17 protein-coding genes are annotated in these 19,681 nt (G+C 63.4%); 8 read left to right on the top strand and 9 right to left on the bottom strand.

The features are described 5' to 3' along the window. Positions 1–59: 59 nt before the first annotated feature. From NCHOL11_RS12805 to NCHOL11_RS12840, 8 genes are all read right to left on the bottom strand, one after another. Positions 60–893, bottom strand: coding sequence for a sugar phosphate isomerase/epimerase family protein (locus NCHOL11_RS12805; protein WP_097092957.1), 834 nt, complete (start codon positions 891–893; stop codon positions 60–62). Further along, entirely contained in the window at positions 890–1,930 is a 1,041-nt protein-coding gene (locus tag NCHOL11_RS12810) for an alpha/beta fold hydrolase (protein ID WP_097092958.1), read from the bottom strand. Before NCHOL11_RS12810 ends, NCHOL11_RS12805 begins: the two co-directional genes overlap by 4 nt. After that, a complete protein-coding gene (locus NCHOL11_RS12815) occupies positions 1,927–2,970 on the bottom strand; it encodes a phosphotransferase family protein (RefSeq protein ID WP_255254816.1) in 1,044 nt (347 codons plus the stop codon). The genes NCHOL11_RS12810 and NCHOL11_RS12815 overlap by 4 nt, the downstream gene beginning before the upstream one ends. Next, positions 2,963–4,165, bottom strand: coding sequence for an acyl-CoA dehydrogenase family protein (locus NCHOL11_RS12820; protein WP_097092960.1), 1,203 nt, complete (start codon positions 4,163–4,165; stop codon positions 2,963–2,965). The genes NCHOL11_RS12815 and NCHOL11_RS12820 overlap by 8 nt, the downstream gene beginning before the upstream one ends. After that, complete coding sequence (locus tag NCHOL11_RS12825; protein WP_097092961.1) at positions 4,162–6,246, bottom strand: 3-hydroxyacyl-CoA dehydrogenase NAD-binding domain-containing protein; 2,085 nt, start codon at positions 6,244–6,246, stop codon at positions 4,162–4,164. Before NCHOL11_RS12825 ends, NCHOL11_RS12820 begins: the two co-directional genes overlap by 4 nt. A gap of 14 nt (positions 6,247–6,260) precedes the next feature. Next, positions 6,261–7,238 (bottom strand): NADPH:quinone oxidoreductase family protein, encoded by a 978-nt coding sequence (locus tag NCHOL11_RS12830; protein WP_217991094.1) that lies wholly within the window; start codon positions 7,236–7,238, stop codon positions 6,261–6,263. A gap of 133 nt (positions 7,239–7,371) precedes the next feature. Further along, positions 7,372–8,277, bottom strand: coding sequence for a LysR substrate-binding domain-containing protein (locus tag NCHOL11_RS12835; protein WP_176502265.1), 906 nt, complete (start codon positions 8,275–8,277; stop codon positions 7,372–7,374). 16 nt (positions 8,278–8,293) lie between these two features. After that, entirely contained in the window at positions 8,294–8,812 is a 519-nt protein-coding gene (locus NCHOL11_RS12840; protein WP_097092963.1) for an SRPBCC domain-containing protein, read from the bottom strand. A 288-nt stretch (positions 8,813–9,100) separates the two neighbouring features. On the opposite strand from NCHOL11_RS12840, the gene NCHOL11_RS12845 reads away from it, so the two are divergent. Genes NCHOL11_RS12845 through NCHOL11_RS12860 form a run of 4 tightly spaced genes read left to right on the top strand, consistent with a single transcriptional unit; the run spans position 9,101 to position 13,375 of the window. After that, positions 9,101–10,693 (top strand): GMC family oxidoreductase, encoded by a 1,593-nt coding sequence (locus NCHOL11_RS12845; protein ID WP_097093300.1) that lies wholly within the window; start codon positions 9,101–9,103, stop codon positions 10,691–10,693. A 34-nt stretch (positions 10,694–10,727) separates the two neighbouring features. Further along, positions 10,728–11,672 (top strand): SDR family NAD(P)-dependent oxidoreductase, encoded by a 945-nt coding sequence (locus NCHOL11_RS12850; protein WP_097092964.1) that lies wholly within the window; start codon positions 10,728–10,730, stop codon positions 11,670–11,672. A gap of 26 nt (positions 11,673–11,698) precedes the next feature. Next, complete coding sequence (locus tag NCHOL11_RS12855; protein ID WP_097092965.1) at positions 11,699–12,493, top strand: SDR family NAD(P)-dependent oxidoreductase; 795 nt, start codon at positions 11,699–11,701, stop codon at positions 12,491–12,493. A 27-nt stretch (positions 12,494–12,520) separates the two neighbouring features. Continuing rightward, positions 12,521–13,375: an SDR family NAD(P)-dependent oxidoreductase gene (locus NCHOL11_RS12860; RefSeq protein WP_097093301.1), complete on the top strand. Its 855-nt coding sequence runs from the start codon at positions 12,521–12,523 to the stop codon at positions 13,373–13,375. Between the two features lie 44 nt (positions 13,376–13,419). Here the strand turns inward: NCHOL11_RS12860 and NCHOL11_RS12865 are convergent, their stop codons facing one another. Beyond that, positions 13,420–14,193, bottom strand: a complete 774-nt coding sequence (locus tag NCHOL11_RS12865) for an SDR family oxidoreductase (protein WP_097092966.1) — start codon at positions 14,191–14,193, stop codon at positions 13,420–13,422. A 176-nt stretch (positions 14,194–14,369) separates the two neighbouring features. Between NCHOL11_RS12865 and NCHOL11_RS12870 the strand changes: the two genes are divergently transcribed. From NCHOL11_RS12870 to NCHOL11_RS12885, 4 genes are all read left to right on the top strand, one after another. Continuing rightward, positions 14,370–14,903, top strand: coding sequence for a nuclear transport factor 2 family protein (locus tag NCHOL11_RS12870; RefSeq protein WP_097092967.1), 534 nt, complete (start codon positions 14,370–14,372; stop codon positions 14,901–14,903). A gap of 118 nt (positions 14,904–15,021) precedes the next feature. After that, positions 15,022–17,289, top strand: a complete 2,268-nt coding sequence (locus NCHOL11_RS12875) for a TonB-dependent receptor (RefSeq protein ID WP_097092968.1) — start codon at positions 15,022–15,024, stop codon at positions 17,287–17,289. A 60-nt stretch (positions 17,290–17,349) separates the two neighbouring features. After that, positions 17,350–18,420 carry a helix-turn-helix transcriptional regulator gene (locus NCHOL11_RS12880; protein ID WP_141397860.1) on the top strand — a complete coding sequence of 357 codons (1,071 nt, stop codon included), beginning with the start codon at positions 17,350–17,352 and terminating at the stop codon, positions 18,418–18,420. 76 nt (positions 18,421–18,496) lie between these two features. Further along, entirely contained in the window at positions 18,497–19,639 is a 1,143-nt protein-coding gene (locus NCHOL11_RS12885; RefSeq protein WP_097093302.1) for an LLM class flavin-dependent oxidoreductase, read from the top strand. The last annotated feature ends 42 nt before the right edge of the window (positions 19,640–19,681 follow it).

Consider the following 19,681-nt stretch of genomic DNA (forward strand, 5'->3'; position numbering starts at 1 on the left):
TCGCGACGGAGCAAAATGCGTCATAAGGAGCAGATCAGGACATTGGCGCTGGCTGCCGGTCAGAAGATGCCAAACGCTTTTAGTCGGTCGAGCATCTGGGTTTCACCGATTGCGGTCGGGTTGGTTGGCTCAAATTCGAGCTCTATCATGCCGCGATAGCCATGATCCTCTATCGCCTTCAGGATGGCGGGCCAATCCAGTTCACCCAGGCCGGGATCGACGCGATTGGGTATGTCGGCGAACTGGACAAGGCCGGTCTGCTGCGCGCAGGCGGCGAAGGATGAGGGCACATCGTGGCCCATCATTGCGACGTGGCCGGTGTCGAACAGCAGGCGGACCGACGGCATGGCAACAGCGCGCACCATCTCTACCGCATTCTCCAGCCGATCGAGCAGGAGGCCGGGGATGCGGCTGGCGGCGATGGGTTCGACGAGTAGGGTCAATCCGCTGCGGACGGCCTGTTCGGCGTAGCGCTTCAGATTTTCCGTCATCGCACGGAGTTGCACGTCACGCGGGCGCTGATTGTCGAGGCCTGCTACGCAGACGACGCTGCCGCCGTTGAAGCGAGCGGCGATCTCGGCGCTGAGGTCCACGCTGCTGCGCAGATGTTCGAGGCCTGCTTCATCCTCGGCGCTCCAGACCGGCTGGTTCCAATATTTAAGGTCGCTGAAGCTGGACAGGACAAGACCGCGGCTCGACATCCGATCGGCCATCGCGACTTGCTCAGCCTCGGGCCGCAGCATCAGGAACAGGTCCTGCACGCCGCGAAAGCCATGATCGGCAAGCGCGTCGATCTGGTCGAGCGGGCTGGTGGACCGGGCGAGATGCGCAAGCATCGGTTGGTCGGGCGAACTAAGGCCCAGATGACCGCCGATGGGCCAGCGGGCGGTCATTGCGTCATCGATCGAGCGAAGTCCAGCAACGCCTTGTTGAAGGCGGCGGGTTGTTCCTGCTGCACGAAATGGCCTGCTTCGGGGATGGCGATGATGTCGCGCAGGCCGGGCACGCGCTTGCGTAACCGCGCTTCCCAATCGGTGAAGAAGCCGAAGGACGGGTCCTTTTCGCCATAGAGGAACAGGGTAGGCGTTTCGACATCATGGTCAGCCCATTTTTCGCCAATGCGCCAGTTCACGTCAGCGGTGCGATAGCTGTTGAGGCCCCCGATGAAACGCAGCAGCGGGTCGGCATCGATATATTCGCTGACGAAGCGGTCGAACTCTGCTTGGGAAAGCCAGGGCCAGGGGAGCGGAGGGGCGGGGGGCAGGACGTCTAGATAGCCGCTGCCGACTGATGAGACCGTTTTCCAACTCCACAGGTCGCCCTTTGAGGAAAGGGCGTAGAAGAGGCGGGCGAGGAATTCAGGCGCGCGGTCGGCCAGTTCGCGCTCGGCGGGGCCCACCTCCATGAAATAGTGGAAGTGGACGAAATGCTCGGCGGCCATGGCGGCGAAGCGTTCGCTGGGGAGCCGGTCGGGGGAGGATGCTTCCGGTCGCGCGGGCTCGTCGGGGGAAAGGCGCGGCGCGCTGCCGAGCATGGCGCGTCCGGCCATGTCATAATCATAGGGGATGGTGGCGATGAGGCCCGCCACCCGATCCGGCGCGCGAACGGCGAGGTTCCAGGCATATTGCGCGCCGAAATCCTGGCCGACAATGACCGCCTTGTCCGCTTCATAATGATCGAGCAGGGCGATGAGGTTGGCCTGCATCCGGTCGGCATCATAGGCGGCGGGATCGGTGGGACGGTCGCTGCCGCCATAGCCGAGGCTGTCGATGGCGACGGCGCGGAAACCTGCCGCTGCGAGCGGCTCCATCTGGTGCCGCCATGACCAGGCGAGGCCGGGAAATCCGTGGATCATGAGGACGAGCGGCCCCTCCCCCTGCTCCACAGCGCGGAGCCGGTAGTCGCCTGCGTTGATAAGTTTTTCTGTCATAGATGGGCATCCTCTTCCCCGCGGGCGATGCGCCACGCGAGGCCTGCTATTTCTCCGGCACGCGCGCCGTGGATGGCGGCGGCTTCGCTTGATGCATTGCCGCTGATCGCGCGGTGATAGACGCCTTGGCGGATGGCGGCGTTGCGGAACATGGCGAAGGCAAGGGCGTAGCGCCAATGGCTGGGGTCGATGGGGCCTGCGCCGCTACGCTGTGCATAGCCTTGCAGATAATCCGCTTCGGACGGGATGCCGAGCGTGGGCAAGTCTGCGTCGGACAGGCCGCGATAGCCTTCCTTGGGCACGCGCCAGGCCATGAGATGCTGGGCGAGGTCAGCGAGGGGATGGCCGAGCGTCGAGAGTTCCCAGTCGAGGACCGCGATGACGCGCGGCTCCGTGGGCGCGAAGATCATATTGTCGTTGCGATAGTCGCCATGGACGATGCGGCTTGCTTCGAGGCCGGGATCGTTGGCGGGGAGCCAGTCGATCAGGGACTCCATCGCGTGGATCTGCTGCGTCTGGGTGGCGCGATATTGCCTGGTCCAGCGGGCGACCTGCCGGGCGAAATAGTTGCCGGGCTTGCCATAGTCTAGGAGGCCAACTTCGGCGGGGTCGATGGCGTGGAGCGCAGCAAGGACGCGGTTCATTTCATCATAGATGGCGGCGCGGTCGGCGGGCGTAAGATCGGGCAGGCGTGCGTCCCAGAAATTGCGGCCCTGCGCATAGGTCATTATGAAGAAGGGCGTGCCGACGATGCTCGCATCTTCGCACAGGGCGAGCGGGCGGGCGACGGGGACGGCGCTGTCCTTGAGCGCATCGGTGACGCGATATTCCCGCTCTATCGCATGGGCGGAGGGGAGCAGCACGCCATCGGGCTTGCGGCGCAGGACGAAGCGGGGCCGCCCGTCCACCGACAGCAAATAGGTGGGGTTGGACTGGCCGCCCGCGAATTTCTCTGCGCTGATTTCCCCGTCCGCGCCCGGCACATGGGCCTGAAGCCATGGGCCGAGGCGGTTGGTGTCGAGCGTGCGGACGTCAGTCATATTTGGCGAGTTCGAGGCGGCCGAGCTGGTGACGGTGCACCTCGTCGGGGCCATCGGCGAAGCGGATCTTGCGGGCGTGGGCATAGTAGCTGGCAAGGAAAAAATCCTGGCTGATGCCCGCCGCGCCATGCGCCTGCATCGCCCAGTCAATAACCTGGCAGGCCATGTTGGGCGCTGCGACCTTGATCATCGCGATGTCCGCCTTCGCCACCTTGTTGCCGACCGTGTCCATGCGGTGCGCGGCATGGAGGGTGAGCAGCCGCGCCTGATCGATCATGATGCGGCTGTTGGCGATGCGTTCGATGATGACCCCCTGTTCGGCGAGCGGCTTGCCAAAGGCGACGCGGCTCTTCACCCGGCGGCACATGGCTTCGAGCGCGCGTTCGGCCATGCCGATCATGCGCATGCAGTGATGGATACGGCCGGGGCCAAGGCGGGCTTGTGCGATTTCGAAGCCGCGGCCCTCGCCCAGCAGCATGTTGGAGGCAGGCACGCGGACATTTTCGAACAGGATTTCCATGTGGCCGTGCGGCGCGTCGTCATAGCCGAGCACGGTCATGGGCCGCAGCACGGTGATGCCGGGTGTGTCGCGGGGGACCAGGATCATCGACTGCTGCTTGTGCTTGGGCGCAGTCGGATCGGTCTTGCCCATGAAGATCATGAGCGCGCAGTCCGCCTCGCCCATGCCCGAAATCCACCATTTGCGGCCGTTGATGACATAGTCATCGCCGTCGCGCACGATTGAGCTTTCGATATTGGTGGCGTCGGACGAAGCCACCTGCGGCTCCGTCATGGCGAAGGCGGAGCGCATTTCGCCCGCCAGCATGGGTTTCAGCCAGCGTTCCTTATGCTCGTCCGTGCCGAAGCGTTCGAGCGTTTCCATGTTGCCGGTGTCGGGCGCGGCGCAGTTGAAGACGGCGGGGCACCAGTGAACGCGGCCCATTTCCTCGCAGAGCGGCGCATATTCGAGGTTAGTGAGCCCCGCGCCATGGGTGCTTTCGGGGAGGAACAGGTTCCAGAGACCCGCGTCCTTCGCCAGCGGCTTGAGGTCATCGATGAGCGTGACATGCGCCCAGCGGTCGCCGGTAGCGACCTCCTCATAATAGCGCTTCTCATTGGGATAGATGTGCGCGTCCATGAAAGCGCGCAGGCGGGCGAGCAGGTCGGCGGTCTTCGCATTGGGTTCGTAGCTCATGCGTAGAAGCCCCTGCCCTCGCACGCATATTGCTCCAGAAGCGGCGCGGGCGTCCAATAGGCGTCGCCCTGTTCGGCGCGGAATTTCTCGATGGTGGCCAGCACCTTGTCGAGGCCTATCTGGTCGGCCCAATGCATCGGGCCGCCCGTGTAGCTGGGCCAGCCGAGGCCATTCACCAGCGCGACGTCGATCTCATGCGGGCGCGGCACGATGCCTTCGCTGAGCAGCTTCGCACCTTCATTCACCATCGCGTAGAGCAGGCGTTCGCGGATTTCATCCTCGCCGATTTCGCGCAGGGTAAGGCCGTGGCGCTGCGCATGGGCGGCGATCATCTCGTCGGTCAGCGGGTTGGCGCTGGCTTTGCGGTTTTCGTCATAGCTGTACCAGCCGGAGCCGGTCTTTTGCCCGAGGCGTCCGGCGGCGACCATCTGTTCCGGGAAGTCGGCGCGCAGTTCGCGTTCCGTCGCGCTGGCGGCGCGGGCCTTGCGGGCGGCGGCCTGCACGTCGAGCCCTGCGAGGTCGCCAAGCGCGAACGGCCCCATGGGGAAGCCGTACGACAGCAGCACCTTGTCGATCGCGGCGGGCTTTGCGCCCTCCTCCACTAGGAAGAAGCCCTCGCGGGAGCGCTTGGAGAGCATGCGGTTGACGATGAAGCCGTCGCATACGCCCGACAGAACGGGCAGCTTGCCGATGCGTTTGCCGATCGCCATGATCGTCGCGACCACTTCGGGATCGGTCTTGGCCGCGCGGACATTTTCCAGCAGGCGCATGACATGGGCGGGATTGAAGAAGTGCATGCCGCACACATCTTCAGGCCGCCCGGACGCTTCAGCCAGCGTGTCGATGTTGAGGAAGCTGGTGTTGGAGGCAAGGATGGTTCCGGCGGGCGTAACCTCGCCGAGCTTGGCGAAGACGGCCTTTTTGATGTCCAGATCTTCGGTCACTGCCTCGATCACCAATTGCGTCGGCGACAGGTCGCGGGGGTCGTCGCTGGTGGTGATGAGCGCGAGGCGCTTGTCCATCGTCTCCTGCGACATGCTGCCCTTCGCGACGGAGGACGACCACATTTTGGTGATGGCCTTCATCGCGGCGTCGATGTTCGGTTGATCAAGGCCGACCGCGATGACGGGGATGCCGACGCTGACGACCGCCATGACGATGCCGCGTCCCATGACGCCCAGGCCGATGACGCCGACGCGCTCGATGTTGCGGGTCTGGGTATCGGGTGCGAGGCCGGGGATGCGCGCGACTTCGCGTTCGGCGGCAAACAGGTGGCGCAGCGCCTTTGACTGCGACCCGTTCATGCATTCGCGAAAGATCGCGAGTTCCTTTTTCACCGCCTCATCGAAGGGCAGTTCATAGCCGAGGCGCATGGCTTCCAACGCGCGCAGGGGTGCGGTTTGGCCGCGCATCTTCTTGGCGACGGTCTTGCGCGCTTCTTCGAATAGCGCCGGATCATCGGCGGGCATGGGCAGGGTGGAGGAACTGCGCGGCCCCTTCCCTTCCGCCACCAGCTTTTCCGCGAAGTTGCGTGCTTCGGTCGCAAGGTCGCCGCCCGTCGCGACGGCGTCGATAAGGTTGGACTTCAGCGCCTCATCCGTGCCGATCTGATTGCCTTCCGTCACCAGCTTGATTGCGGTGGCAAGGCCAGCAAGGCGCGGCGTGCGCTGCGTGCCGCCGCCGCCGGGCATGAGGCCGAGCTTCACTTCAGGAAAGCCGAATTTCGTGCCCGGCGCGGCGATGCGATAGTGGCAGGCGAGAGCGACTTCGAGGCCGCCTCCCAGCACCGTGCCATGGACGGCGGCGATGATCGGCTTTGTCGAATGGTCCATCATTTCCATGACCAGCGGCAGGCCGGGATCAGCCATGGGCTTGCCGAATTCCTTGATGTCGGCGCCAGCGATGAAGGTCTTGCCTTCGCAACGGATGACGAGCGCTTGGAGGGCGGGATCGGATTCCAGCTGGCGAATGGCTTCGGAAAGCCCCTGCCGCACGCTGGCGGAGGTGGCGTTGACCGGCGGATTATCGATCACCGCTTCGGCAATCGCGCCATGGATGTGGAAGCTGACTGTTTCGGACATGAGGAATTTCCTGTTCAGGACGCAGGCTGGAGGGTCAGGAGCACCTTCCCCTTCACCTTGCGCTTTTCGAGATGTTGGAGCGCGGCCACTGCGTCAGGCAGAGCAAAGCGCGTGTCGATGACGGGTTTGAGCGAGCCGTCCGCCAGCCAGGCGAGCAGCTGGCGCATGTTTTCGCCCTGCGCGACCGGATCGGCGCGGACGCTGTTGCCCCAAAGGACGCCGACCGCCGACGCGCTTTTGAGCAACAAAAGGTTGGCCGGAATTGACGGGATGTCCCCACCCGCAAAACCGATGACGAGCAGCCGGCCGCCCCATGCGAGGCTTTTCACCGCCGTCAGGTTCATGGGGCCGCCGACAGGATCATAGACGACATCGACGCCCTTTCCGTCGGTCAGCTGCTTGATGCGTTCGCGCAGATCCTCCTGCGCATAGTCGATGAGGTCATCCGCCCCCTGAGCCTTGGCGAGCGCGAGCTTTTCCGCGCTGGACGCGGCAGCGATCACGCGCGCGCCCATATGCTTGCCAAGTTCCACGGCAGTAAGGCCAACGCCACCGCCCGCGCCCAGCACGAGCAGCGATTCGCCGGGCTTCAACTGCGCGCGGTCCTTCAGCGCATGATAGGAGGTGCCATAAGTAATGGAGATGCCCGCGGCGACTTCCAGGTCGACGCCGTCGGGCACCGGCCAGACCTGCGTCGCGGGCACCCGCACCTGCTCGGCAAAGGCGCCGCTGCCGGTGAAGGCGATGACGCGGTCCCCGATAGTGAAACCCTTTACGTCAGGTCCAACGGCGGCGATGCGCCCCGCTGCTTCACTACCGGGAACGAACGGCAGGGCTGGCTTTGTCTGATATTTGCCCTGCACGATCAGCACGTCGGGATAATTCACCCCGGCGGCTGCCACGTCGATCACCACTTCCCCCGGCCCTGCTTGTGGCTCGGGGAAATCGCCATGGTGCAACTCTTCGACCGGCGCGAATGCGCTGCAGATCATGGCTTTCACATCACTCTCCTTGAACACACCTACTGGGCATGCATGACCTGATTAGGCCTTTGGAAGCGATGCTACCATTTCGTATTTCCGACGCATGACATCAGAAAAACTGATGGATAGGCAGCGCAAGAAGCTATTTTCCTGATCCGCCAATTTGCCTGCCCCATTGCCGGGCGAATTCGTGAAAGGCGCGGCAGGCCTGGGGCTGCTGGGTATCGCGGCGGCTAACCAAGCTCACGATGCGAGTGAAGTGCAGTTCCGGCACAGCCAGTTCGACCAGCTCGCCGCGCGCCAGTTCATCGGCGACGGTCAGGCTGGATAGGCAGGCGAGCACCGCGCCGTCGCGGACGATGCGCTTGATCGCTTCCACGCTTTCGCCTTCGAACATGATGTTGAGCGAGTTCATCGACTTGAGCGTTTCGACCGTGAAGGAGATGCGTTCGCTCGACAGGGTTTTTTCCAGCGCCCATGGCTGGTCGCCAAGGTCCGCGAGCGGCACCGCCTTACGTCCGGCGAGGGGATGGTCCGGCGCGGCGCACACAACCAGCCGATCGCGCAGCCATGGCTCGGCCTCCAGATAGCTGCTGTTGACCGGTGCACCGACGAAGCCGACGTCTAGCGCCATGTTGCGCACGCCCTCCATCACCTCATGGGATGGCATGATGCGCATTTCCACCCGGACGCCGGAGTGCAGGCGCATGAAGGCGGCGCAGAGGCCGGGCAGCACATAGTCGCCGACGGGAACCGCCGCCCCTATGCGCAGCCGCCCGCGCACTTCTTCAGGCAGGGAAAGGGATTCAAGGTCCGCGACCTGCACCAATATGCCGCGCGCCATTTCAAGGATCGGGCGACCCCGGTCAGTCAGCAGCATGCGGCGGCCCGACCGGGCGAACAGCTGCACGCCCAGATGGGTTTCAAGGTCCTTGAGCGACATGCTCGCCGCCGAGGGGCTGAGCCCGATCTCGTCAGCCGCGCCCGCCACGCTGCCGGTGCGGGCGACGGCTTCGAATACCGCGATCTGGCGTAATGTTATCCTCACTTGCCGGTGGCGGCGATCAGCTGATCTCGCCCCGGTGCATGGCTTCGGCACGGGCTTTCAAAGCCTTGGCCGTGTCGTTGAAGGCGCGCGTAACCCAGGGTCCGCAGAAGCGCATGACGTGGATGCCGTTGGGGCCGGTAAAGGCGTCAGTTGATTGATAGCGGCACTTTTCGGGCCCAAGTTCCTCGATGATCTGATCGCGGCGAGCGGGATAGGGCCATGCTTCATTGTCGGGCAGCTCCCAGGACAGAAGACGGCCGGGCTCGAAGGCGCAGACATATTCGCAGTTGGGCGCAAGCGAACCGGGATTGGCGTAATTGTTGAGCCGCATATAGACCGGCGCACCCATTTCCAGCGTCGATTCCGCCCAGACGCAGAAGGGGTTCCATTCCCCATAGCGGGGCATGTCGGTCAGGATTTTCCAAACGACCATCGCAGGCGCGTCGATTTCGACGGGGTCGGACGCGACCAGCGTCTCGGGATCATAAACTTTGAACGGATCGAAACGATCAGCAGTCAGGGTTTGCGTGGACATCCTCTTCTCCTCGATAAGGGCGAACCGGCAGGCGTGCCGCCTCTGTTTGGCAACGCGAATATCGCAGGTTCCGCTACGTGTCGCGCTTGTTTGCGTAGACAATAACAGGCAGCTTCTGCCGGTCAATGGCGGCGCGCGGGGTAAATCCGGCTTGACCTGCGTATCATATTGACCAATTCAGCGCGCAACACGTCATCCGCGATCCAGCCTGCACCGGTACTTCTGCCGAGTCCCGGCGCCGTAGCATCGTAGAAGATAATGGACGTTGGAATTCGCGCGGGAGAGATCATGGCCGACAGTTACGACTTCATCATCGCTGGCGGCGGATCGGCAGGATGCGTGCTCGCTGGGCGCCTGTCTGAAGATCCGCGTAATCGCGTGCTGCTGCTGGAGGCGGGCGGCAGGGACAACAGCGTCTTCATCCACGCGCCGGGCGGACTGCTGCCCATCATGTATCGCGGCATGTTCCAGTGGATGCATGTCAGCGTGCCGCAGGCCAATGCAGGCGGGCGGCAGATGTATACGCCGCGCGGCAAGGTGCTGGGCGGTTCATCCTCCATCAACGGCATGGTTTATGACCGGGGCGCGGCGGCGGACTATGACGGCTGGCGTCAGTTGGGGAATGAAGGGTGGAGCTATGACGATGTGCTGCCCTATTTCAAGAAGCTGGAGGATTTTCAGCCGGGCGGCGAAGAAGGCTATCATGGCCAGGGCGGGCCAGTGCTGGTCACGCGGCCCGGCATCAACAATCCGCTGGCCAAGGCGTTTCGCGATGCTGCGGTCGCGGCGGGCGTTCCCTATAATGACGATCCCAGCGGATCGCAGCGCGAGGGCGTGGTGCCCGCCGATGTCACCGCGTCGGCCGGGCGGCGATGGAGCGCGGCGCGCGCCTATCTGACGCCTGCGCGGAGGCGGCCCAACCTTCGCGTGATCACGGGCGCGAATGTGGAGCGGGTGATCGTCAAGGACGGCCGCGCGACTGGCGTTGCGTGGCGGCGCGAGGGGCAGCTGGAAGAGGCGAATGCGACGCGCGAGGTGGTCCTGTCGGCAGGCTCCATCCATTCGCCCTGGATCCTGATGCTCTCGGGGATTGGACCAGCGGACCATCTGCGCCAGACCGGGGTGCCGGTGGTGCATGACCTGCCCGGCGTCGGCCAGAACTACCGCGATCATGTGGCGGTCAGCGTGAAGCAATATTGCACGCAGCCCGTGTCGCTCTTCAACGTTTTCCATCCGGTCGTGGCGGCCAAGGCCGTCGCAAACTTCCTGCTGTTCCGCAAGGGGCCCTTGGCGAGTCCTCCGGCGGAGATCGGCGCCTATCTCAAGACCATGCCAGGCGCGGAATATCCCGATGTGAAGGTGCATTTCGCCATGGCGCTTTACGAAGCGATGGGGCGCAAGCTGATCATGGAACATGGCTATTTCGCGCATATTGACCTCTTGAACCCGGAGAGCGTGGGCGAAATCAAGCTGACCGGTCCCGACGCATCCGCGCCGCTGTCGATCGATCCCAACATACTTTCGACCCCCAATGACATGGCGATGGGCCGCGCAGCGATCCGTGCGGTGCGCAACATCTTCGCGCAAACCCCCTTCGATCCCTTCCGGGGAGAGGAACTGGCGCCCGGCGCAAGCATCCAGTCGGATGACGAGCTGGACGCCTATCTGCGCGAGACGGCGATTTCCGATATTCACGCGGTGGGCACCTGCCGCATGGGGCATGACCCGATGGCGGTCGTCGATCCGCAGCTGCGGTTGCGCGGCATCGATGGGCTTCGGGTGGTCGATGCATCCGTCATGCCACGCGTGCCGGGCGGCAACACCAACGTCCCCACGATGATGGTGGCCGAAAAGGCGGCGGACATGATCTTGAAAGCCTGACGCTGTTGCGATCGGGAACATAAAGGAGAGGCCGATGTCTGAACTGCGTTTCGACGATAAGGTGGCAATCGTCACGGGTGCGGGAGGCGGGTTGGGCAAAGCCTATGCTGCCCTGCTCGCTGCCCGTGGAGCCAAGGTGCTGGTCAACGACCTGGGCGGCAATTTCCAGGGTGAGGGCAAGGATCAGGGCTATGCGGACGCAGCAGCCCAGGAAATCCGCGATGCTGGCGGGATTGCAGAGGCCAATGGCGACAGCGTCGCGACATCGGCTGGCGCGCAGGCGATCGTGCAGGACGCGCTGACGCGATGGGGCCGCGTCGACATTCTGGTCAATAACGCTGGCATCGTCAGCGCGTCAGGCACCCTTTCCGACGTCACAGATGAACAGTGGGACAAGGACATGGCGGTGTCGGCCAGCGGCACCTTTTACCTGTGCCGCGCGGTCTGGGACGGCATGCTGGAGCGGAATTTCGGGCGGATCGTCAACATCTCGTCAGGCTCCTGGTTCGGCATGGGGAGCGCGGTGCCCTATCCCGCCGCCAAGGGTGCGGTGTGGGCGATGACGCGCGGGCTGGCCGCGGCGACCCAGGCGCAGGGCAAGGACGTCAAGATCAATGCGATCATGCCGATCGCGGGCAGCCGGATGACGCAGCTGATGGGCCCTGAGATACACGGCCTGATGGAGCGCGACTTCCCCGCGCGCGCGGTTGCGCCGGTGGTAGCGATGCTGGCTCATGACAGCGCGCCCTGCAATGGCGAGATGTTCACCGCAGGGGGCGGCGGCTATACGCGGGTGTTCGCAGGTGTCACGCGGGGCTACCGCGCGACGGACAAGGACTGGACCCCTGAAACGGCGCTTGCACAATTTGACGCAGTGATGGACACGAACGGCTTCCACATCCCCGCAGGATCGATGGATGAAGCCGCCCTCTATACCTCGGACGTGCCCTGGGACGCGTTCAAGGCCTATATTCAGTAGTTGATCAGCAAGAAAGAGCAGGAATCATGACTGGCAGGTTGCAAGACAAGGTCGCCATCGTCACTGGCGGTGCACGTGGCATGGGCGAAGCTACCGTCCGCCTGTTCGCGCGCGAAGGCGCGAAGGTGGTCATCGCCGATGTGCTGGAGGCTGAGGGCCAGGCACTGGCCGCCGACATTGGCGATGCCGCGATGTTCCAGCGGCTGGACGTATCGGACGAGGGCAGCTGGACCGCGCTGGTCGATGCGGTCATCGCCCGCCATGGCCGTATCGATGCGTTGGTCAACAACGCGGCCGTCGTGGCCTTCGGCCCCATCACCGCCCTTAGCGTCGAAGACATCGACCGCGTTCTTGGCATCAACGTCAAGGGCACGATGCTGGGGATGAAGCATGTCGGGGCGAAGATGTGCGCCGCCGGACGCGGCGCCATCGTCAACATTTCGTCGGTGGACGGTCTTCGCGGCGTTAATTCGGTGTCGCTCTACAGCAGCTCCAAATGGGCGGTGCGCGGCTTCACCAAGAGCGCGGCGATGGAGTTTGGCCATCAGGGCGTGCGCGTCAATTCGGTGCATCCGGGCGGCGTCAACACGGCGATGGGCAACCCACAGTCGCTGGAAGGCGACGCGAAGAACTACGGCTATGAACGCGTGCCGTTGCAGCGGATCGGCGAGCCGGAGGAAATCGCCGCCGCCAGCCTGTTCCTCTGCTCGGACGAAGCCAGCTACATCTGCGGCGCTGAACTGGCGGTCGATGGCGGCTGGGCGGCCGGCTATTACCACCATTATCTGCCCGCCGCGCCGGCACCGCTGACATCGATCTAATCCCTTCCCTTTCGGAGAAGCATGAACATGACTGAAGAAGAAAAGGTCTTTTCGGGCGGCGTGGCCGTCATCACCGGCGCGGGCGCTGGCATCGGTATGGGCCTTGCCCGCCGCTGCGGCCAGATCGGCATGACGGTCGTCGTCACCGACATCGACAAGGGCCGCGCCGACAAGGTCGCCGCCGAAATCGTGGCGGCAGGCGGCAAGGCGGAAGCGATCCAGCTAGACGTTTCGAAGCCCGAAGCGCTCGACGCGCTGGCCCAGGATGTGTTCGACCGGCACGGAGCCGTCCGCCTGCTGATCAACAATGCGGGCATCGAAACCATCGGCAATGTCTGGGAAATCCCGACCGCGCGCTGGGAAACGACGCTGAACGTCAACATCCATGGCGTCGTCCATGGCGTGCGCGCATTCGTGCCGCACATGCTGCGCGTCGGTCAGGAAGCATGGATCGCGAACCTGGCTTCGATTGGTTCATTCGGTCAGATGCCGACGCAGACCGCCTATATCATGAGCAAGCACGCCATCCAGTCCTTCAGCGAATGCCTCTATCTGGAGATGCAGGTCGCGAAGGCGCCGATCAATGTCTGCTCGATCATCCCGGGCATGCTGAAGACCAGCATCTTCGACGCCGATGCTGGCGTTGGCGAGCCGGAAAGCGCGGCAGGGCATCGCGCGACCATGGCCCATATGATGGCCAATTACGGCATGGACCTGGACGAAGGCTGCCGCATTTTCGTCGAAGGCATCGCTGCGCGGAAATTCTGGATTTCGAGCCAGCCGGAGATGACGGAACAGTCGCTCGCCGGTCGTATCGCCTTCTTCCAGGAACAGAGCAATCCGGAACTGGGCGAACAGCAGCGGGCGCTGCTGGGCATCTGAAAAAGCGGCCGGGCGGGTTGAACCTCGCCCGGCCCTTTTTTTCGTCAGGCCTTTGCAGCTTCCTGCTTGACGATTTCCAGGAAGAGCGGCCGTTCACCACCGCCATGCACTTCCAGCCGCGCGCCGCTGACATAGGCGGCGGACGGCGAACCCAGGAACACCACGGCTTCGGCGATGTCGCTACCCCGGCCCATACGGCCTAGCGGCAGGGAAGAAGCGATCCGATCCTGCGCGGCTTGCGAGCCATAGGTCATTTCCGCCGTTTCCGTTTCGATCAGGCCGACGATGATGGCGTTGACGCGAACTTCCGGTCCCCATTCCTGCGCCAGGCTGGTGGTCAGGCTGAGCAGGCCCGCCTTTGCCGCGCCGTAGATCGCTGTGTCGGGCGACGGACGTGCGCCGGAAACGCTGGCGATGTTGACGATCGATCCGCCCACTGCCTTCAGATGGGAATAGGCGGCCTGCGATACATGCAGGGGGGCCAACAGGTTCAGTTGCAGGATGCGTTCCGAAAAGCGCGGGCTGGCAGTGGCGGCATCGGCCTGCGGCGATCCGCCCGCATTATTGACAACCAGATCGATCCGGCCGTGCCGCGCCACCAGGTCCGCAATCCACGCGTTTACGGCCGACGGTTCGCGAATATCGCATGCAGCGAACTCGGCCGTTTTGCCATCGACGCCGATCGGTTCGTCAGGCGCGGTGCGCCCGCATGTTGCCACGGCATAGCCTTCCGCCAGCAAACGCCGCACGATCGCTGCGCCGATGCCGCGCGTTCCGCCGGTGACGATCGCGACCTTGCCTACACCCGTCTCGCCCACAGCCTTGTCCTTCCTCTTCTGAATAATGCGCAGTCAGCACATCCATTTGAACGGCTCCATAGTCAATCCGCGGCATCTTTCGCCAGTGATAATGCAGTGGTCATTGCAGATTGTTACGCAGATCAGGTATAGGATCGCATCAGAAGCGCATATCGCGTCAGAAGTGGAGAGGATTGATGGCTTATACCCTGCAGCAGTTGAGCGACCTGGAAGATATCCGGACCCTCAAGCATCGTTATTTCCGGGGCATCGACACGGCTGATCTGGCGCTGCTCGGCACCCTTTTCACAGAAGACCTGACCGTCGATTACCGGGGCGGCACCTATCGCGTCCGGTTGGAAGGCCGCGACAACATGCTGGAGTTCCTGGCGAACAGCTTCCATTCCGGCGCCGTCGCCATGCATCACGGCCATATGCCCGAAATCACGCTGACGGGCGAGGACAGCGCCGACGGGATTTGGTATCTCGAAGATATCTTCATCGACGTGGAGCGCAAAGATCACACCATCGGCAGCGCCATTTACCGTGACGCTTACCGGCGTGAAGATGGCCTTTGGAAGATCGCGCGTACCGAATATGATCGCGTGTTCGAAATGATCCGCCCGCTGGCTGCGGATGCGCAGATCACCTCGCACCATCTCGCGACCGCAGGCCGCAAGCCAGAGCAGCGCAGCGACATCAGCCATTTGATCGAATGGGAAGCGGCTTGACCTAAAGGTGATGCTCTTCCGCCACGGCCGGGCCATTTCCCGGCTGTGGATGGAGAATGGAAGCGCGGGGAAACGATAACCCGTCAGAATAAAACCGGGCTTTTTTGGGGAGGAAAGCATGCGCAAGACGCTATATCCGATCGTTTCACTCATCGCACTGGCAGCGCCGTGGACTGCCTTTGCTCAAACAGACGCGCTGGGAGCTGGCGCGGCGAGCGGTAGTGACATTGTCGTCACGGCTCGCCGCCGCGAAGAACGGTTGCAGGATGTGCCGATCGCGGTGAGCGCCGTCGATGCTTCGGCTCTTGATAGTCGTGGGCTCGACAATGTCACGCAGATCAGCCAGATCGCGCCCAACATTCAGTTCACGCCTGGCCAGGGTGGCAACAGCGGCGGCATCGCGCCCTTTATCCGGGGCGTGGGCGAGAACGACTTCATCATCACGTCCGACCCCGCCGTTGGCGTCTATATCGATGGGGTATATGTCGCACGCACCTTCGGCGCGACCACCGAATTGCTGGGCATCGACCGGATCGAAGTGTTGCGCGGGCCGCAGGGTACTCTGTTTGGCAAGAACACAGTCGGCGGCGCGATCAACATCGTGTCGGCGATACCGGGCCGGGAGCAAAGGCTCGAAGCCGATCTGCGATATGGATCGTTCAACACGGTGCGCGGGCGGGTCTATGCCGAAACGCCGCTGTCGGACAGCTGGTCGCTTGGCGTCGCCGCACTGGGCGAGTTTGGCGAGGGGTGGCAGAAGATCCCATCCGGAGACAATCTCGGCAACCGCAAGGTGATGGCTGGCAAGCTGGCGCTGCATTATGACGGCGAAGGCTTGGACGCTGTGTTGCAGGTCGACGGGCTCCACCGGCGGCAGCACAGCGCGCCGCACAGCATGATCGCCTTCACGCCCACCTTCTTTTCCATCCTGCAATCGACCTTCATCTCGCCCTGCTGTACCGTGCCGGGCGACATCGACCGCACCGACAGCAATTCGGAGCTGAACAAGGATCACACCGATGCGGTGAACGCATCGTTGACCCTGACCAAGGATCTGGGCGGCGCGACGTTGAAGTCGATCACCGCCTATCGCTATGTCGATGCGCTGTTCGGCCGCGATGGCGATGCGTCGTCGGCGGTCAATTATGCCGGTGACATTCATGACGAGCGGGCGCGGCAGATCAGCCAGGAATTGCAGCTCTCGCTGGACCTTGGCGGCCGTGGCACTTTGTTGCTGGGAGCCTTCGCCTATCGCGAAAAGACGCGCGACAATACCCGGCTGATCGTCGCCGACGGGCTCTTTCCGGCGCTGGTTGCGGCGGGGCTTGACCCCTTCCCAGTTCCTTTCCCTCCATTTGCCGTTCCGGCGTCGTCGCTCGACTTCAATATCGATTTCCGCAACCGGCAGCGCACCGACAATCTTGCGCTGTTCGCAAACGGCAATTATGAACTGATCGACGGGCTGTCGCTGGAATTGGGCGCACGCTATACTTGGGAGAAGAAGAAGTTCTTCCAGTCGGCAACGCGCATTTATTCAGGCGAGCCGCTGCTGGCTGGAACGCCGAGCTACACGCTGGAAAAGAGCTGGGACGCCTTTACGCCGCGCGCGTCGCTTTCCTACAAGTTCCGGCCGAACCTGATGGCCTATGCGTCCTATTCGCGGGGCTTCCGGTCTGGCGGGTTTAATGGGCGGCCCACCTCGGTCGAGGAAATCGGGTCCTATGATCCGGAATATCTGACCTCCTACGAGGCGGGCGTCAAAGCCGGTTTCGGCGGGATCGCGACGATCAACCTCGCCGTGTTCCGCAACGAATATCGCGATCAGCAGATCTTAGTGTCCACCGTCAGCCCGGCCACTGGACTGATCATTGTCCGCAATGAGAATGCGGGTCGCTCCCGCATCCAGGGCATCGAACTGGAAGGCGCGTTCAAGGTGTCGCCGCGCTTTACCGTGACCGGCGCACTCGGCCTGCTGGACGCCAAATATCTGGAATATGTGTCCGTCATTAACGGTGTGCCGACCGATGTCAGCAACCGCGAACTGAAGCAGGCGCCCGATATTACCGCCAATGCGAGCGCGGTTTACCAGGCGCCGCTCAGCGACAATGTGGAAGGCGTGCTTCGGTTGGACGCAGCCTATAAGAGCCAAGTCTTTGTCGATGCGGAAAACACGCCGTTGTTGCGGCAACCCGACCACGCGATCCTCAACGCCAGCGCGGAGCTGCGCTTTGCGGACAGCGGCCTGTCGGTGCGCGTCGGCGTTGACAATATCACGGACCGGCGCATCATCACGGCGGGTTATGATGCATCGACCAGCTTTGGCTTTACGGAAGCCTATTACTCACCGCCGCGCCGCTACAGCATCACGCTGGCGCTGCGGCGCTGAGCCGGAACATGGTCCCGGCGGTGCAAACCATCGCCGGGGCCGTTGGCGGCCGATCTGAACATGAGCGATGACACCGCCTTTGCCGACCTGTTGCAGACGCTTTACGGCGGATTGACGCGGTCGCCGCCGTGGGAGGATTTCCTGCGGGCACTGGCGGCGATCACCAACACGACCTTCGCCACACTGCTGATCGGCCGGGGTCATGCGCGGATCGATGCCCATGTCACCCCGGGAGCGGACCCGGAGCGCACGCAGGAATATCAGCGCATCTCGCAGGCCGACCCCTTTGTCGGATTGCCGGAGGGACAGGTCGTTTCCTTTCGCGATTTCGTCCACCATGTCCCGGCGCGCTTCCGCGACTGGTTGGACGTGGCGCGCAGCAGCGAAATTCTGGGCGTCGACCTGCACCGGCCGCCCGATGTCGCCGTGCGGCTGCGCCTCACGCGCGAAGACAGTCAGACGCAATTTGGCGACGCCGAACGCGCGTTGCTCGAACGGCTGATCCCACATCTGCGCATTGCGCTCGACCTTCACGCGCGGCTGACGATCACCCAGGCGGAAAGCCAGCTGTTCAGCAGCGCCATGGCGGGTCTCGCGGTCGCGACGCTGATCCTCGACCGCGAGGGCCGCATCCTGCGCCGCAATGCGCTCGCCACGCAGATGCTGGAAGAGGGAAGCATCATCGCGGAGCAGCATGGCAGTTTTGAAGTCAGGACAGGCTCCAGCGCGGCCACAATCAACCGCATCCTTTCATCGCCACCGCCGCAGGGCGAGGAGATCCTGTTCGAAATCGCGACCGGCGGCACCCCCCTGCATGCGCGAGCCCGCGCCGTGCCGTCCTCCGCTTATGCGGATGGCGCGTGGCTGGCGCTGTTCATCGCAGACCCCAGCCGCCCGGTAGGTCCGTCGGAAGAGATACTGCGGGATCGCTTTCACCTCACCCGCGCCGAATCGGGCCTGGCCCTGCATCTTGCGCAGGGCGCCACGCTGGCGGACGCGGCGGACGCTCTGGGCATCGCCTACAATACCACGCGTTCCCATCTGCGCGCGATATTCGCCAAGACCAACACACATCGGCAGGTCGAACTGATCACGCTGTTGCGCACGATCGCCAGCGAACCCGAAATCTGATCCATTTGGATGATGCAGCGGCACGGGCCGAAGCATAGCCTGCATCCACGATACGAAAAGTTTTGTGGAGAAGATGATGAAGTTCTCGATCATTTACGAAGCGCAGATGGCCGACACGTCGCGCCAGAATGAGCAGCAGGTGTTCCGCGACATCGTGGAACAGTCCATCTACGCCGAGGAAATGGGCTTCGACACGATCTGGGCCGTCGAACATACCGCGCTGACGCAATATGCGCATATGTCCGCTCCGGAAACTTTCCTTGCCTATCTGGCCGGGCGTACCTCGCGCATCGGCATTGGCCATGGCGTTGTCTGCCTGCCGCCCGCGATGAACCATCCGGTGAAGGTCGCGGAGCGCATCGCGACGCTCGACATCCTGTCGGGTGGCCGCGTCCATTTCGGCATGGGCAAGGGCGGGACGCAGCAGGAAGCGGGCACCTTCGGCTATAATCTCGAAGACCTGCCGCCGATGATCGACGAGAGCATGTATCTGATCCCCAAGATCCTGAAGCATGGCGAGATCGAGCATGACGGCCAGTTCGTGAAGATCCCCTTCCGCCCGATCCACCCGAGCCCGATGCAGGACCCGCATCCGCCGATCTACATGGCCTGCACCCGCGCCGATACGCTGGTCACCGCCGGTTCGCGCGGCATCGGTGCGCTGGTTCTGGGCTTTGCCGGGCCTGAGGATATCGCGAAGAAGAACGCCATCTATCGTGAGGCTTTCGCCAACCGCAAAGCTGAGGATCAGGTCGGCTACCGTCCGACCCAGCATCTTGCCGCGCTCTGCCCTGCTGTTGTGCTGGAGGACCGCGAGAAAGCCCGGCGTATCGGCCTGCGCGGGCAGCGTTTCTTCGTTGAGTCGCTCGGCCACTGGTATTCGGGCGGTCCCGCGCCCGATGTCGAGGATCTCGACGCCAGCGAAAGCCTAGCCGCGCTGCAGCGTCACAAGGAAGAGACGGTGGCCTGGCTGTCGGACGAAAAGATCACTGTTGGCGGACATCATACCGAGAGCTTCGAAGTGGTCGATGACGCCTATGGCACGCCGGAGGACTGCATCCGCCAGATCAAGCGACTGCAGGATGCGGGCGCCGACGAAATCCTTTTCATGTTCCAGATGGGCGGCATTCCCCATGACGTGATCATGGAGACGATCCGCAATATCGGTGAGAAGGTGATCCCTTATTTCCGCGAGCAGGCGACACTGGCGGCGGAGTGAGGGGTCTTGCGGGCGGGGTAGCGCGCTCCGCCCGAAACTCGA

Origin of the sequence: Novosphingobium sp. Chol11 (assembly GCF_900218065.1) — a bacterium.
Lineage (GTDB): Bacteria > Pseudomonadota > Alphaproteobacteria > Sphingomonadales > Sphingomonadaceae > Sphingobium > Sphingobium agri.

What these genes read in the sequence shown, in the direction of transcription:
- NCHOL11_RS12805 (WP_097092957.1), bottom strand. Translation starts at nt 893, where the DNA reads ATGACCGCCCGCTGGCCCATCGGCGGTCATCTGGGCCTTAGTTCGCCC.
- NCHOL11_RS12810 (WP_097092958.1), bottom strand. Translation starts at nt 1,930, where the DNA reads ATGACAGAAAAACTTATCAACGCAGGCGACTACCGGCTCCGCGCTGTG.
- NCHOL11_RS12815 (WP_255254816.1), bottom strand. Translation starts at nt 2,970, where the DNA reads ATGACTGACGTCCGCACGCTCGACACCAACCGCCTCGGCCCATGGCTT.
- NCHOL11_RS12820 (WP_097092960.1), bottom strand. Translation starts at nt 4,165, where the DNA reads ATGAGCTACGAACCCAATGCGAAGACCGCCGACCTGCTCGCCCGCCTG.
- NCHOL11_RS12825 (WP_097092961.1), bottom strand. Translation starts at nt 6,246, where the DNA reads ATGTCCGAAACAGTCAGCTTCCACATCCATGGCGCGATTGCCGAAGCG.
- NCHOL11_RS12830 (WP_217991094.1), bottom strand. Translation starts at nt 7,238, where the DNA reads ATGATCTGCAGCGCATTCGCGCCGGTCGAAGAGTTGCACCATGGCGAT.
- NCHOL11_RS12840 (WP_097092963.1), bottom strand. Translation starts at nt 8,812, where the DNA reads ATGTCCACGCAAACCCTGACTGCTGATCGTTTCGATCCGTTCAAAGTT.
- NCHOL11_RS12845 (WP_097093300.1), top strand. Translation starts at nt 9,101, where the DNA reads ATGGCCGACAGTTACGACTTCATCATCGCTGGCGGCGGATCGGCAGGA.
- NCHOL11_RS12850 (WP_097092964.1), top strand. Translation starts at nt 10,728, where the DNA reads ATGTCTGAACTGCGTTTCGACGATAAGGTGGCAATCGTCACGGGTGCG.
- NCHOL11_RS12855 (WP_097092965.1), top strand. Translation starts at nt 11,699, where the DNA reads ATGACTGGCAGGTTGCAAGACAAGGTCGCCATCGTCACTGGCGGTGCA.
- NCHOL11_RS12860 (WP_097093301.1), top strand. Translation starts at nt 12,521, where the DNA reads ATGACTGAAGAAGAAAAGGTCTTTTCGGGCGGCGTGGCCGTCATCACC.
- NCHOL11_RS12870 (WP_097092967.1), top strand. Translation starts at nt 14,370, where the DNA reads ATGGCTTATACCCTGCAGCAGTTGAGCGACCTGGAAGATATCCGGACC.
- NCHOL11_RS12875 (WP_097092968.1), top strand. Translation starts at nt 15,022, where the DNA reads ATGCGCAAGACGCTATATCCGATCGTTTCACTCATCGCACTGGCAGCG.
- NCHOL11_RS12880 (WP_141397860.1), top strand. Translation starts at nt 17,350, where the DNA reads ATGAGCGATGACACCGCCTTTGCCGACCTGTTGCAGACGCTTTACGGC.
- NCHOL11_RS12885 (WP_097093302.1), top strand. Translation starts at nt 18,497, where the DNA reads ATGAAGTTCTCGATCATTTACGAAGCGCAGATGGCCGACACGTCGCGC.